Source organism: Klebsiella sp. DY2415 (assembly GCF_026314315.1).
Taxonomy (GTDB): domain Bacteria; phylum Pseudomonadota; class Gammaproteobacteria; order Enterobacterales; family Enterobacteriaceae; genus Klebsiella; species Klebsiella ornithinolytica.
Window position 1 is genome coordinate 289820 of record NZ_CP111115.1, and the last position, 14914, is coordinate 304733.

The 14914-nt window shown below is 56.3% G+C and carries 14 protein-coding genes; 7 read left to right on the plus strand and 7 right to left on the minus strand.

Annotated elements, in window-relative coordinates; all coding sequences use genetic code 11:
* Positions 1-12: 12 nt before the first annotated feature.
* The gene (locus tag OQV00_RS01305; protein WP_004868692.1) at positions 13-636 is read left to right on the plus strand and encodes a glutathione S-transferase family protein; all 624 of its coding nucleotides are present in this window, start codon (positions 13-15) and stop codon (positions 634-636) included.
* 213 nt (positions 637-849) lie between these two features.
* The gene (locus tag OQV00_RS01310) at positions 850-1983 is read left to right on the plus strand and encodes a serine hydrolase domain-containing protein (protein WP_004868690.1); all 1134 of its coding nucleotides are present in this window, start codon (positions 850-852) and stop codon (positions 1981-1983) included.
* A gap of 19 nt (positions 1984-2002) precedes the next feature.
* Here the strand turns inward: OQV00_RS01310 and gorA are convergent, their stop codons facing one another.
* Complete coding sequence (gorA, locus tag OQV00_RS01315; RefSeq protein WP_004868688.1) at positions 2003-3355, minus strand: glutathione-disulfide reductase; 1353 nt, start codon at positions 3353-3355, stop codon at positions 2003-2005.
* Positions 3356-3452: 97 nt separating this feature from the next.
* Positions 3453-4295 carry a 23S rRNA (adenine(2030)-N(6))-methyltransferase RlmJ gene (locus OQV00_RS01320; protein WP_004868687.1) on the minus strand — a complete coding sequence of 281 codons (843 nt, stop codon included), beginning with the start codon at positions 4293-4295 and terminating at the stop codon, positions 3453-3455.
* A gap of 193 nt (positions 4296-4488) precedes the next feature.
* Here OQV00_RS01320 and OQV00_RS01325 point away from each other — a divergent pair, with 193 nt between their 5' ends.
* From OQV00_RS01325 to rsmJ, 3 genes are all read left to right on the plus strand, one after another.
* A complete protein-coding gene (locus OQV00_RS01325; RefSeq protein ID WP_100663197.1) occupies positions 4489-5760 on the plus strand; it encodes an acid phosphatase in 1272 nt (423 codons plus the stop codon).
* Between the two features lie 401 nt (positions 5761-6161).
* The gene (gene prlC, locus OQV00_RS01330) at positions 6162-8204 is read left to right on the plus strand and encodes an oligopeptidase A (RefSeq protein ID WP_004868682.1); all 2043 of its coding nucleotides are present in this window, start codon (positions 6162-6164) and stop codon (positions 8202-8204) included.
* A 132-nt stretch (positions 8205-8336) separates the two neighbouring features.
* On the plus strand, positions 8337-9089 hold the full coding sequence (rsmJ, locus tag OQV00_RS01335) for a 16S rRNA (guanine(1516)-N(2))-methyltransferase RsmJ (RefSeq protein ID WP_015585567.1): 753 nt from the start codon (positions 8337-8339) through the stop codon (positions 9087-9089).
* A 104-nt stretch (positions 9090-9193) separates the two neighbouring features.
* Here the strand turns inward: rsmJ and OQV00_RS01340 are convergent, their stop codons facing one another.
* Positions 9194-10396 carry an NAD(P)/FAD-dependent oxidoreductase gene (locus OQV00_RS01340; protein ID WP_137056231.1) on the minus strand — a complete coding sequence of 401 codons (1203 nt, stop codon included), beginning with the start codon at positions 10394-10396 and terminating at the stop codon, positions 9194-9196.
* A gap of 232 nt (positions 10397-10628) precedes the next feature.
* On the opposite strand from OQV00_RS01340, the gene OQV00_RS01345 reads away from it, so the two are divergent.
* Positions 10629-11132, plus strand: a complete 504-nt coding sequence (locus tag OQV00_RS01345) for an RrF2 family transcriptional regulator (protein ID WP_004868676.1) — start codon at positions 10629-10631, stop codon at positions 11130-11132.
* Between the two features lie 36 nt (positions 11133-11168).
* Here the strand turns inward: OQV00_RS01345 and dtpB are convergent, their stop codons facing one another.
* Entirely contained in the window at positions 11169-12641 is a 1473-nt protein-coding gene (gene dtpB / locus OQV00_RS01350; RefSeq protein ID WP_004868674.1) for a dipeptide/tripeptide permease DtpB, read from the minus strand.
* Between the two features lie 307 nt (positions 12642-12948).
* Entirely contained in the window at positions 12949-13386 is a 438-nt protein-coding gene (gene uspA / locus OQV00_RS01355; protein WP_004126268.1) for a universal stress protein UspA, read from the minus strand.
* A gap of 379 nt (positions 13387-13765) precedes the next feature.
* On the opposite strand from uspA, the gene uspB reads away from it, so the two are divergent.
* Positions 13766-14101, plus strand: a complete 336-nt coding sequence (uspB, locus tag OQV00_RS01360; RefSeq protein ID WP_004868671.1) for a universal stress protein UspB — start codon at positions 13766-13768, stop codon at positions 14099-14101.
* Positions 14102-14144: 43 nt separating this feature from the next.
* Here uspB and OQV00_RS01365 read toward each other — a convergent pair whose 3' ends face one another.
* Both OQV00_RS01365 and OQV00_RS01370 read right to left on the minus strand, forming a co-directional pair.
* Positions 14145-14552, minus strand: coding sequence for a hypothetical protein (locus OQV00_RS01365; RefSeq protein ID WP_015585569.1), 408 nt, complete (start codon positions 14550-14552; stop codon positions 14145-14147).
* A complete protein-coding gene (locus OQV00_RS01370; protein ID WP_080888776.1) occupies positions 14530-14832 on the minus strand; it encodes a polymorphic toxin type 44 domain-containing protein in 303 nt (100 codons plus the stop codon). Before OQV00_RS01370 ends, OQV00_RS01365 begins: the two co-directional genes overlap by 23 nt.
* Positions 14833-14914 lie beyond the last annotated feature (82 nt).

A 14914-nucleotide genomic window follows, 5' to 3' on the forward strand; every position in this document is an offset into this window, starting at 1 on the left:
AAGGATGTCACGATGCTAAAAATACTGGGCAAACGCTCATCAATTAACGTTCGTAAAGTGCTATGGACCTGCGATGAAGTCGGTCTGACTTATCAGCAGGAGGATTACGGCAGCGGTTTCCAGCCGGTCGATACCGCCGAATTTCGCGCCCTGAACCCAAACGGCCTGGTGCCGGTGCTGCTTGATGATGATTTTGTGCTGTGGGAGTCAAACAGCATCTGTCGCTATTTGACGCGCAAAACCGGGCGTGAGGATTTGCTACCGGTTACGCCTCAGGGCGCAGCGGATGTCGAGCGCTGGATGGACTGGCAGGCCACGGAGTTTAACAATGCCTGGCGCTATGCCTTTATGGGGCTGGTGCGTAAAGACCCGCGTTTTCAGGATCCGGTGGCGATAAAGGAGAGCATTGCGGCCTGGACCCGCTGCGTGCAGATCGTGGAATCACAGCTGCAGCGCACCGGCGCATGGATCGCCGGCCCTCAGTTTACGCTGGCGGACATCGTACTGGGTCTGTCGGTACACCGCTGGAAAATGACGCCTTTTGCCCATCCGGAGCTGCCGGCGGTAGAGCGCTGGTATATGACGCTTAATCAGCGACCGGCGTTTATGCGCCATGGCAATAATGGTACCGCCTGAGGACACAGGAAAAGACGGCCAGGCTGGCATCATTGCGCCGATCATTTCAGCCTGTTCGCTTTGCAATGATCGTTGACAGTCGCTACGATCCCGGCGTCTTTAATTCCCCTCGTTGGTTTCAGTACGGCAGGAAGGTATGGTTTGAACAGGCAGTTGAGCCCTGTGCTATTGGCGTCACTGCTGCTTGTAGGATGCTCCGGAACGCTCTCGCAAATGAGCGCCCCCTCTGAGGCAACCGCGCTGGTCGGGCAAAATGGCCGTGCGTTGCCCATCGATACCCTTGTCGGCCGTTATATGCAGCAGAAACAGGTCAGCGGCGTGGTGGTGGCGATCATCCAGCGTAATGGCCCGGCGGAGTTTCACTGCTACGGTGTGACCGATGCCAAAAACCGCTACCCCATCACCCCGGATACGCTCTTTGCGCTGGGTTCCCTGAGCAAAGGAACCACCGCTGAAGCGATCGCGTTACTGGTCAACGAAGGGCGGCTGCACTGGGACGACACGCTACTCACGCTGCTTCCGCCGGGGACACCGCTTAGCGACGATGCAAAGAAAATCACGCTGCTGCAACTGGTGACGCACACGTCGGGTCTGCCGCGTCAGCCGATGAACCTGCTGTCGCTTGAACATTTGCTGGTCTATCTGAGCGATGGTGAAAACTTCTATCACGAGCTCGATAGCGACAACGTGCTGGGCTACCTGAGCACCTTTGACGCGCCGCTCACCCGCGAGCCGAAATACTCCAATCTTGGCTACGCGATTCTGGGTTACCTCCTCACCTATCAGACCGGGGAGTCGATAGAAAGTCTGGCGTGGCGAAAGATTTTTCAGCCGCTGGCGATGCAAAGTACCAGCTATCGGCCGCAAACGCTGCGCGGTTTTTCCCGGCGGGCGCTCGGCCATGCGGGCGATCAGCCCAGGTTTAAACCTCGCGGCGCGCTGACTCCTGACTGGCAGTTCAGCAACAACATGGTGGGCGCGGCAAGTCTGTACAGTAACGCCCGCGACCTGATTGAATATGCCCGCGCTCATTTTTCTCCGACCCATCATGCCGCGCTGGATAAGGCTTTTGCCGACGTCAGCGTTGATTACTATCCACGGGAAAAAGAGGCGGCCAATATCGCCTGGGTGACCGATACGCTCGGCGGGCAAAGAATCACCTATCAGGTGGGCTATATCGGCGGCTATTCCAGCTATATCGGTTTTGATAAGGCTAATCAGAATGCGGTGGTGGTGCTGCAAAACAGCTTTAACTGGAGTAACTACATCGGGCAGGCGATTTTGCAAAATCAGGTCGCAAAATCGTCCTATACGGCAGGCGATGAGCGCATAAAAAAAGCCCCGTGAGAACACGGGGCTGAAGAGATTAACGCATGGTCACGAACTCTTCCGCGGCGGTCGGGTGAATCGCCACGGTATTGTCGAAGTCCTTCTTGGTTGCGCCCATTTTCAGCGCCACTGCAAATCCCTGCAGCATTTCATCCATGCCGAAGCCGATACCGTGAATGCCGACAATCTTCTCTTCCGGGCCGACGCATACCAGCTTCATGCGACACGGCTGGCGGTGCGAAGTCACGGCGGTATACATCGCGGTAAAGGACGATTTATAGACCTTCACGGCGTCATCGCCATACTGCTCTCGCGCCTGCGGCTCGGTTAAACCGACGGTGCCGATCGGCGGATGGCTGAAGACCACGGTTGGGATATTGCTGTAATCCAGATGCTCTTCCGGCTTGTTGTTGAACAGGCGTTCGGACAGGCGACGGCCCGCGGCTACCGCGACCGGCGTCAGCTCCACCGCCCCGGTGTTATCACCCACGGCATAGATCCCCGGCACGTTGGTGTTCTGGAATTTATCCACCACGATATAGCCTTTGTCGTTGGTTTTTACGCCAGCGGCTGCGAGGTTGAAATTATCGGTCTCCGGCTCACGACCAATGGCCCAGATCAGGCAATCCACGGTCTGACTCCGGCCATCTTCCAGCTGAAGCGTCAGGCTGCCGTCCGCGTTTTTCACTACCGCTTGCGGAATGGCGTGAGTGTGCAGCTGCGGCCCTTCGGTGTTCATCACTTCGACCAGGGTATCAACGATCAGCGGATCGAAGCTGCGCAGCGGCGCATGTTTACGCACGAACAGGTGCGTTTCGGCGCCGAGGCCGTTAATGACGCCAGCCAGCTCAACGGCAATATAGCCTGCGCCCACCACCGCGACGCGCTTCGGCAGGGCCGGCAGCTCGAAGAAGCCGTTAGAGTCGATGCCATACTCAACGCCCGGAATAGACGGATGGCTCGGACGGCCGCCGGTGGCGATCAGGATATGATCGGCGGTGATCGTTTCGCCATTCACTTCCACGGTTTTGGCATCCACAAAACGGGCGAAGCCTTTGATGACATCCACCTTATTTTTGCCTAACACGTTGTCATAGGAGGTGTGGATACGGTCGATATATGCGCTGCGGCTGGCTACCAGTTTGTCCCAGTCGAAGTGATTAATCGTGGTATCGAAACCGTAGTCCGGGCCATACAGATGAATCGCTTCGCGAATCTGCGCCGCATGCCACATGATTTTCTTCGGTACGCAGCCGACGTTGACGCAGGTGCCGCCCAGATCTTTAGCTTCAATCAGCGCGCACTTCTGGCCATACATTGCCGCACGGTTGATGGAGGCGATGCCGCCGCTGCCGCCGCCGATAGCGATGTAATCATAATGTTTGCTCATAGCCTGTATCCTTAGAAGACCTATCCTGGTAGGCCCTTAATCGTTGAATGACCGCGATTGTAGCGCGAGGCGTAAAAGGTTCCACCGATGGCTGTGATTACTCCGGTACGATCCAGCCGACGGTGGCATGTCCGATGCCGGTCGGCGAGAGCTTCTTATGCAGCCACGGCAGGACGTTGTTCATCTGCTGTTCCAGCTTCCACGGTGGGTTAATGACGATCATCCCGGAAGCGGTCATGCCGCGCTGATCGCTGTCCGGACGCACGGCAAGTTCAATCTGCATGATTTTGCGAATGCCGGTCGCTTCCAGATCTCTGATCATGCGCTTAATCTGCGCGCGCAGTACCACCGGATACCACAGCGCATAGGTGCCGGTGGCAAAGCGTTTGTAACCTTCGTGGATACCGGCCACGACCGCCTGGTAGTCGCTTTTAATCTCGTACGGCGGATCGATAAGAATCAGGCCGCGACGGGATACCGGCGGCAGCTTCGCTTTCAGCTGCAGGTAGCCATCGGCTTTTTCCACGCGGGCACGGGCATCTTTTTGAAATTCCGAACGCAGCAGCGGAAAATCGCTCGGGTGCAGTTCGGTCATGTGCAGGCTGTCCTGCTCGCGCAGCAGCTGGCGAGCGATCAGCGGAGAACCCGGGTAGTAGCGCAGTTGGCCGCTACGGTTGAAATGCTGGATGACGGAAATGTAGGCTTCCATCTCGGCCGGCAGGTCGTCCTGCTGCCAGATACGGGAAATGCCTTCCAGGTATTCACCCGTACGTTCGGCGTGCTCGCCGCTCAGCTGATAGCGGCCCGCGCCGGCGTGAGTGTCCAGATAGAGAAACGGTTTTTCTTTCTCTTTCAGCGATTCAATGATCAAACTCTGAACGGTGTGTTTAAGGACGTCGGCGTGGTTGCCTGCGTGAAAGCTGTGGCGATAACTGAGCATGGATGCAGAGATTCCGGGAATTAAACAAGATGACCGATAGTTTACCGCAGATCCGTACAGATTACCGCTGTAGCACCGCGCTGTTTCAATGAGGTCAAAAGCGTTGCAAAACATGACCGCGTCATAAAAACGTCAAATATCAGCGCTAGCGTCGCGTGAAGGCAAGGTAATTGTTTGAATAAAAGGAAAAATAATGAAATTGCAAATCACACTCCTGACCTCAGCGTTAATCCTGGCGCTGCCGGCTCTGGCGAAAGAGGTTCCGCTGAACCAGGCGGCGGCGATCGCCGGTAGCGTGACGCCAGCGGCGGCCAGCCCGGCGTTTGACGGTCTCGAAGGTCAGGCGCTGACGCAGCTGCGCGCTGCGCTGAAGGGCGATGCCGCCACGCTCAGCCGCGGCCAGCTCGCGCACGCAAAACAGAGTAAAACCCAGGCGGATAAGGCCTGGCTGAAGGCCAGCGGCTACGATTTTGAGGAGAAAGCGAATCAGCAGGCGGGTATCGCGCTGCTGGCCGCCTTCAGCAAGCTCCCGGATTCGGTGGTGAAGGATAACCTGGCGACGGTGACCGCGATCAACCGCGATGCAACGCAGGCTACCCGCCATCAGGCGCTGGCGGATGCGGAAGGGATTAGCTATCTCTATTTCCTCAGCGATGCGCTGGGCCCGCGGCTCGGCAAAGCCTTCCTCACGGCCTACGACAAAGGCGAGCTGGGTAAAGCCGCGGCGCTGATTAAGGCCAGTGAAGTCAGTACGGGGGCGGCGAAAAAGCATTATAACAACCCGCGACCGTTCCTGATTCAGGGCAATACCATTCATCTGGTGCCGGACGATGTGGTGATAAAGGACAACCAGCCTTACACCGCTGACGGAGGTTCCTTCCCCAGCGGACACACCAACACCGGTTACACCGATGCGCTGCTGATGGCTGAAATGATCCCGGAGCGCTTTGATGCGCTGGTGACTCGCGGCGCGCGCTACGGCTATTCCCGCATTGTGCTTGGCGTCCATTACCCGCTGGATGTGATGGGGTCGCGGATGGTGGCGCAGCGTAACGTCGCGCATTACCTCAACGACGCGAAGTATCGTGCGCTGTTCAATGAAGCGCGCGATCAGCTGCGAACGGCGCTGGAAAAAGAGTGCGCGACTTCACTGGCCGAGTGCGCGAAGCCGGCCGGAAAAGACGACCCGTACCGCGATCCGGCGATGAACGCATTTTACGCGTTCACCATGACCTACAACCTGCCGCAGCAGAAGGGGGCAAAATCAGCGCTGACGGTGCCGGAAGGGGCAGAGGTTCTGCTGGAGACCGCGCTACCTCATCTGTCCGCCGCCCAGCGCCGGGCGCTGATGGTGAAAACCGCGCTTCCGGCGGGCTATCCGCTGTCGGGCGAGACCGCCGACCAGCAGTTCTGGCAGCGGGTGAATCTGCCGGCGGCATATCAGATGGCGCTGAAAGCACATTAATCCACCCCGTCCGGTTTGTCGGATGACCATATCCCCGGCCCACATAGCCGGGGAAAACCGGCGCCAGTCAGGCAACCACTGAGGATCTGTCTTATCAGCACTCTTGTGCTTGTCAGTTTGAAGCCGGGCGGTGCTCATAACGATATATCTTTGAACGCCCCTCAGGGTGACCCGAAGGGTGAGCGAAGCGAATCAAATCCTCATGTACCAGGCGTAAGCTCCGGTTTCTCCGCGCTGTGCGGGGTCAAACTGCCTGCGCCAATAACGCCCACTTATTGCAGCAATACCCGGCGTCTGGCACGGTGTGACATTGAAATTCCCGTCACGATCCCCCATTCTAGATCTCATGCTAAAGCGCCGGAACGCGCGCTTCATTCACCCTTTTCAACAGGACTGCGCATATGACCAATCCATTATTGACGCCTTTTTCATTGCCGCCTTTTTCTGCGATCAAGCCGGAACACGTCGTCCCTGCGGTTACCAAAGCGCTGGACGACTGTCGGGCCGCGGTAGAAAGCGTGGTCGCGCAAGGCGCGCCGTACAGCTGGGAAACGCTCTGCCAGCCGCTGGCTGAAGTGGATGATGTGCTGGGACGCATCTTCTCGCCGGTCAGTCATCTGAACTCGGTCAAGAACAGCCCCGAGCTGCGCGAAGCCTATGAACAAACGCTGCCGCTGTTGTCGGAATACAGCACCTGGGTCGGTCAACATGAAGGGTTGTATCAAGCCTATCGCGATCTGCGCGACGGTGACCATTACGCCACGCTGAACACCGCGCAGAAAAAAGCGGTGGATAACGCGCTGCGCGATTTTGAACTGTCGGGGATTGGCCTGGCGAAAGAGCAGCAGAAACGCTACGGCGAGATTGCCGCACGCCTGTCTGAGCTCGGCAACCAGTACAGCAACAACGTGCTCGACGCCACCATGGGCTGGAGCAAGCTGGTCACTGACGTCGCTGAGCTGTCCGGGATGCCGGAAAGCGCGCTGGCGGCAGCCCAGGCTCAGGCCCAGGCGAAAGAGCAGGAAGGCTATCTGCTGACGCTGGATATTCCGAGCTATCTGCCGGTGATGACCTACTGCGACAATCAGGGGCTGCGTGAAGAGCTGTATCGCGCCTACTCCACCCGCGCGTCGGACCAGGGGCCGAATGCCGGCAAATGGGACAACAGCCCGGTGATGGCAGAAATTCTCGCGCTGCGCCACGAGCTGGCCCAGCTGCTGGGCTTTGACAGCTATGCCTCCAAATCGCTGTCGACCAAAATGGCGGAGAACCCGCAGCAGGTGCTCGACTTCCTGACCGACCTGGCGAAACGCGCTCGTCCGCAGGGCGAGAAAGAGCTGGCTCAGCTGCGCGCCTTCGCAAAAGCGGAGTTCGGCGTCGACGAGCTGCAGCCGTGGGATATCGCGTACTACAGTGAAAAACAGAAGCAGCATCTCTACAGCATCAGCGATGAGCAGCTGCGCCCCTATTTCCCGGAAAACAAAGCCGTTAACGGCCTGTTTGAAGTGGTGAACCGCATTTACGGGATTAGCGCCAAAGAGCGTACCGATGTGGATGTCTGGCACCCGGAAGTGCGTTTCTTCGAGCTGTATGATGAGAACAACGAACTGCGCGGCAGCTTCTATCTCGATCTGTATGCTCGCGAGCACAAACGCGGCGGGGCGTGGATGGATGACTGCGTCGGGCAGATGCGCAAACTCGACGGCTCGTTGCAAAAGCCGGTGGCCTACCTGACCTGCAACTTTAACCGCCCGGTGAACGGCAAACCGGCGCTGTTTACTCACGATGAAGTGATCACGCTGTTCCACGAGTTTGGTCACGGTCTGCACCATATGCTGACCCGTATCGATACCGCCGGCGTCTCCGGCATCAGCGGGGTGCCGTGGGATGCGGTCGAGCTGCCGAGCCAGTTTATGGAAAACTGGTGCTGGGAGCCGGAAGCGCTGGCATTTATCTCCGGCCACTATGAAACCGGTGAACCGCTGCCGCAGGCGCTGCTGGAAAAAATGCTGGCGGCGAAAAACTATCAGGCCGCGCTGTTCATTCTGCGTCAGCTGGAGTTCGGCCTGTTCGACTTCCGTCTGCATGCGGAGTACCAACCGGAGCAAGGGGCGAAAATCCTCGAAACGCTGGCGGAAATCAAAAAGCAGGTCGCCGTGGTGCCAGGGCCGTCCTGGGGTCGTTTCCCACATGCCTTCAGCCATATTTTTGCCGGGGGCTATGCGGCAGGCTATTACAGCTATCTGTGGGCCGATGTCCTGGCGGCGGATGCTTTCTCGCGCTTTGAAGAAGAGGGGATTTTCAACCGTGAAACCGGCCAGTCGTTCCTCGATAACATCCTGAGCCGCGGCGGTTCCGAAGAGCCGATGGTGCTGTTCAAACGCTTCCGTGGACGCGAACCGCAGCTCGACGCGATGCTGGAGCATTACGGGATTAAGGGCTAATTTCCCCGTCATTCCTCAGGCTGCCTCTTTGGCAACGGCACTCACTCGCCCTGGCCGCATACTCTGTGCGTGGCCAGGGATTCGTTCTTTTGTTGTCTTGATGCAACGCGCATTCTTTAGGGTAAAGTGGACGTGAAAATCTGCTTAATTGATGAAACGGGCGCCGGAGACGGCGCCTTATCTGTTCTTGCCGCTCGCTGGGGCCTGACGCAGGATGATGACAACCTGATGGCGCTGGTTATGACCCGCGAACATCTGGAGCTGCGTAAACGCGATGAGCCAAAGCTCGGCGGGATCTTCGTTGATTTCGTCGGCGGGGCGATGGCCCACCGACGTAAATTTGGCGGCGGTCGCGGCGAGGCGGTGGCGAAAGCGGTGGGCGTTAAAGGCGACTATTTGCCGGATGTGGTGGATGCGACGGCAGGACTGGGTCGCGATGCCTTCGTGCTGGCCTCGGTGGGCTGCCGGGTGCGCATGCTGGAACGTAACCCGGTAGTGGCGGCCCTGCTTGATGACGGGCTGGCTCGTGGCTACGCTGACCCGGAAATCGGCCCGTGGCTTCGGGAGCGTTTACAGCTGATTCACGCCTCCAGCCTGACGGCGCTGACGGACATTACGCCACGCCCGCAGGTGGTCTATCTTGACCCGATGTTCCCGCATAAGCAGAAAAGCGCGCTGGTGAAGAAAGAGATGCGCGTATTTCAGTCGCTGGTGGGGCCGGATCTGGATGCTGACGGACTGCTGGAGCCAGCGCGTCAGCTGGCGACCAAACGGGTGGTGGTGAAACGTCCGGATTACGCCCCGCCGCTGGCGGATGTCGCCACGCCGAACGCGGTGGTCACCAAAGGCCACCGCTTCGATATTTACGCCGGGACGCCCGAGTAACGCTTCAGTCACCATCGTTCCCCCGGATGGCGGCATACCTGCCTATATCCGGGCGATCGTTCATCGCTCCGGTAAGCGCAGCGCAACCGGGGCGTTTCCTGGGTTCAGACAAACGGCGCCAGCGGGTCAGCAATCTCAAAGGCTACCGCTTTCTCAGCCTTCGGCGGATAGATAAGCTCGCTGACGATCGACACCTTCAGCTTTTTCGCTTCCTCCCGGGTCAGCTTCACCTGCTGATCCCACCCTTCGGTATAGACTGCACCCCAGGCGCCGAGATCGAGGCAGGTGACGTAGTTTTCCTGGCGATACGGCAACGGCGCGACATCCAGCAGGCTTGCCGCTGCGTTGTTACCGGCAAATTTACCCAGCAAAATAGCGTGCTGACAGGTCATTAACGCATGGTTTCCCTTGTCATCGGTCGCCGCGTAGGCCACGTCGCCGGTGGCATAGATATCGTCATAGCCGACCACCTGAAGCGCCGTGTTCACATGCAGACGACCCAGGCGATCGCGAGGCGCTTCAATTTGTGCCGTCAGGCCGTTTGCCTGCACGCCAACTGTCCAGATAACGGTGCGGGATGCGATCTTCTGCCCGTCTTTAAGCATGACGCCATCGGCATCAATCCGCTCAACTTCAGCATTGACCCGCCATTCAACACCGAGCTCTGCGGAGGCCTGGACGATAACGTCGCGTAGCGCTTCGCTGTAACGCGATCCCGGCAGCGGACCGCGTTCAACTACGACTACTCTGGTCTTAGCATTCTCACCCAGAATCTCGCGCAGCCTGCCGGGTAACTCCATGGCCATCTCAATGCCGGTGAAGCCACCGCCGCAGACAACAACGGTATTGCGTGGCTCGCTATCGGCTTCGTGAGCCAGTGATTGCAGGTGCTGTTCCAGAACGCTGGCGCTCTCCAGCTGGTCGAGATCGAAGGCATAAGCATCGGCGCCGGCCACTAACGAACGGTTCACATGGCTGCCGCTGGCCAGGATTAACCGGTCGTAGCGCTTCTGCTGTGTTTCACCGTTGGTATCCGTCCAGACGACGGCTTTGCTGGCCGGAAGGAGCTGTGAAACGGTGCCGCGCAGGAAGTGCACGCCGGTAGCATCAAACAAAGGTTGCAGCGGCGCAACCAGCGTTGGTACCGCTTTCTCATAGAAGCGGGGACGCACGCGCAGCTCTGGCTGCGGCGCAATGACGGTGATATCCACGGCCTGATGTTGATATTGATCGGCCAGGCGGGCGGCGCTAAGCGCAGCCCACATTCCCGAAAAGCCGGCACCGACAACCAGAATTTGTTTACGCATGATGGTTTCACTCATTGTTAACGACGATATCTTTACTCGGATTTTATTTGTCGTAGTATTGGTTTGTAATGTGATTTGTGCTGCGGTCTGGGTTTTATCCCTTTATTTGCATTCATCGTATTGATAAAAAACAAGTTTAAATTTTTCATCTTAACTTGTTATTTTATCCTTCTGGCACGGTTTGGGCGAAAAAGCTACAATAACTCAGATTCTTTTTGGCTGAGATTAGAGCATGGCATTTTACAGTTCCGGAGTTGAATACGGCATCCATAGCCTGATGTGTATGGTGGATAGCAAAGGTGATGCCCGCGAGATGAGCGTGCGGGAAATTGCCGATCTGCAAAGCGTGCCCTACGACTATCTGGCCAAAATCTTCACCCGCCTGTCTAAAGCCGGTCTGGTGCGCAGCATTGAGGGTAAGGGCGGCGGGTTTCAGCTGGCAAAACCCGCCGAACAGATAACGGTCCTGGATGTGGTCAACGCCATCGATGGTGATAAGCGTATCTTTGAATGTCGTGAAATTCGCCAGCGGCTGGCGGTGTTTGACGCACAGCCGCCGGAATGGGCCTGCGAAGGGATCTGCGGCGTGCGATCGGTGATGGATATGGCGCAGCAGCGGATGGAAGAGGCGCTAGGGCAACATACTATTCTGGACCTGGCGCGTAAGATGTATCGCAAAGCGCCGGACGAGTTTGTCATAGAAGTGCGGGACTGGATTGCCGCGCGGAAAGGGTAACCTCAGCGACACCCGCCGCTGAGGTTAAGCAGGTTATTATTTGTCGCTCGACGGCGTATTAATCATCCGGTTGAGCCACGGTACCAGCATCGCCATCACCAGGGTCACACCCAGCGTCACCAGACCAATCTTGCTAAACACGCCGGTATAAACCGGCAGGGTTTGCAGCGGGTCGGTGATATTGTCCGGTACGGCGGTGAAGGTGGCGACGTATCCCCCCATCAGGAAGGCGGCTGCCTGAGTCAGAAACCACATGCCCAGAATAAAGCCCATCAGATGCTGCGGCACCAGCGCGGCGACCATTGCCAGCCCCAGCGCGCTGATCAGCAGCTCTCCCAGACTCTGGAACAGATAAACCAGCACGATAAACCACGGCGACGTCAGCCCCTGAGCATCGGCAAACCAGATTCCCGCGGCGGCGGCGGTCAGGAAGCCCAGCGAACATAAAAACATGCCGAGGGTAAATTTCATCGGCATGGTGAGGTCTTTGCCTTTGTTGCCAAGGCGGGTATAAATCGCCGCCAGCACCGGACTGGCCACCACCACCCAGAACGGGTTCAGGGCCTGGAAGCTGACCGGGTTAATGGTCATGCCGAGGATCTCGTGGTGAACGTTATTGATGGCGAAGAAGTTTAGCGATGTCGGCATCTGCGCGTACAGAATGTAGAACAGCACCGCTTCCAGCATCAGGATAAAGGCGACAAACATTTTGTTGCGCCCGGTTTTATCCAGTCTGAAGGCTTCGCGGAAGAAGAAAATAATCACGATGACAGAGAGGACAATCAGCACCAGGTTAGCGATTTTGACGTTATGCATCAGCCAGGCGCAAAGGAACACCATTGCCACCGTGCCGACCAGCACGTACAGCAGGTTGCGCACAACAAGCGGCCGATGATCCGGCTCTGAACCGATATCTTTCACCATTCCACGGCAGGCGAAATAGACCAGCAGGGCGATAATCAGCCCTACGCCGCACAGGTTATAGGTTACGGCATAGCCAAATTTTTCCGCGATCACCGGCGCCAGAGAGAGCGACAGCAGCGAGCCGATATTAATCGACATATAAAACAGGGTGAATGCGCCGTCGAGACGGGCATCTTTGGGTGGATAGCACTTTGACAGCAGGCTGGCGGGATTGGCTTTAAATAGCCCGTTACCGACGGCAATCGTCCCGAGGGCGATAAAAATCAGGTCGGGTTTAAGTAGCGACAGCCCGGTCATGAAGTAGCCCAGCGCCAGCACCACGGCCCCAAGAACCAGCGTGCGTTTGGTGCCGAGCAGGTGGTCGCCAACATAGCCGCCGATGGAGATCAGCCCATAAACCAGCGCGGCAAAGGCGCCAAAGGTAATAAACGCTTGTTCCTGAGAAAATCCAAGTTGTTTAACAAAAAAGACCGCCAGGATCCCCTGGACGCCGTAATAACCAAATCGCTCCCATAATTCCACAAAAAAAATCATGAAGAACGGACGAGGTTGCTGCAACAGCCCCGTAGGTGCAGTAGTTTTCATATTCCTTCGCCTTGTAGTGCAATCCCAAAAAAGTATGAACGCGTATGCCAGAACGCGCTGAAAAAGTATGATGAAGCGCAATGATGCGGCTATTGGCTTTGGGAGTAGATTATTATATAGATTATTTTTCTAATAATTGGTTGATCACACTAATCGTTAATAAATATTCGGTTTGATATCCTGGCGGTAAAGGCGGGTTAGTTATATTTGCATCGGCCAATGGACGCAGGCAAATAGGCCCTTCGTAAAAAACGACAACGCCCGCAAAGGCGGGCGCTGGCATTCTGATGGTTAACCGCGCGAACGGTTATTCGTCTTCTTCATCGCGCAGCGGCACAATCAGCATATCGACGTGAACGGTGTTGATGAGCTGACGTGCGGAAGACATCAGCTTGCTCCAGAAATCCTGATGGTGACCGCAGACCACCAGGTCCATATCGTATTTTTTAATTGCATCAACCAGCACCTGGCCGAGATCGCCGCTGCCGCTCAGGGTTTCGGTAATCGGATAGCCCGCATTGGTAGACAGCTCGCTCAGCGCGTGGTGCGTCTCTTCGGAAATCCGTTTCTGCATGTCGCCCAGGTTGACATCGATCAGACCGGTGTACAGGTCAGAGTAATTAACATCCACGTGAATCAGAGAGACTTTGGCATTATAAGGACGCGCCATAGAAACGGCTTTCTCTACCAGAACCTTGCTTTCCGGGGAGAGGTCTACTGCAATAAGAATATGTTTGTAAGCCATAGTGTTACTCCTTCCATAAGTTGTCGATGACCATTGGACCAGACAGCTGGTGCTGCCGCTTCGCCCGCGTCCTGCGTGCTAATCCGCGGGGGTTCAGCCCTTTAAGGACTTAATTGTAGAAGATATTTCTACCTTATAGCGCCCCTCGCGCTCCGTCAATGCACCTGGTTCACCAAAAGTTAAACAAATATATTCATCTTACGTATTGATAACGATTAACCTTGTGGTAAAAAAATTGACTGATCTCCTACACTATTTAATGAGCCGATCGGATAAATAAACGTGATCGGAATCGCACTCTCATATTGTATGTTGGGTTGGGTATTGGGAAGCGCTAGCTCCGGAGATGTCTCCGAGGGCGGGTCGCCGGGGAGGACGTATGATCAGCACTATTGCGCTGTTTTGGGCCCTGTGTATCGTTTGTGTGGTGAATATGGCACGCTACTTCTCATCATTGCGTGCATTATTGGTTGTGCTACGTGGTTGCGATCCCTTGCTTTATCAATATGTTGATGGCGGAGGTTTTTTTACTTCGCATGGGCAGCCGGGCAAACAGGTGCGCCTGGTCTGGTACATTTATGCCCAACGTTATCGCGATCATCACGATGATGAGTTTATTCGTCGCTGCGAGCGGGTACGGCGGCAGTTTATTCTGACCAGCGCCCTGTGTGGTCTGGTGGTGGTGAGTCTGATCGCATTGATGATTTGGCACTGAGCATAAGAAAGGCGAGGCGAGTCTCGCCTTCTTTGCATCGGGGTCAGGGCTTAACTGAGAATCTGAGGTCTGAGATATTGTCCTGGAGTGAGATAACCTTCCCGCTGTAAGAGAGGTTCACTTCCCCGTTTTTATCTATGCCGGCACTCGTAAGACTCCCTGTCCCCTCAATCACCGGGCTCTTCTGCGTAAGCTGCTGGATAATTTCTGTATTGTCCCCTGCTATCTCATGCGACAGATAGTAACGATAGATTGTAGGCACCGTTGCGCCACCTCGGTTGTTAACGGTCATATAGAGCCAAACGCCGTCAGACAATTTATAAACACGCTGGAGCTCATCGCTCTTTCGCGGATCGGGATGGTGGTTGAGCCACACAAATCCGACGATCAGGGCCAGAAGTGCCAGCGTAACAAGCCGATGGATCCATCTAATAGCCGTTCTGAATGGCATAATCTATCCCTTCTCTGATATTGCGCTGATCCGTAGGGTCATCTCCATAGGGAGGTTTTTCATACCATTTCCCCCATTCGGGTTTTGAGGTTCCCGCACGATCCTGCGCCCAACCTGCGCCCATAAGAAGGATGTTTGCAGGAATACCTGCGGCGGTGCCGGTAGCCCCAAAATTGAAATTACCGAACGCGGCGAAATATGGGTCGAATTTTTTATCATCCCACGGGCCGCCATTTCTGACTTTTTGATAAAACCAGTAGTACGTTGATGGGGTAGCCATATTACGTGACACTCCTTGACGGCGTGCTTCACGCATATTGCCCGCTATAACGATTGAACCAGGTCCTGGGATGGGGACAGAA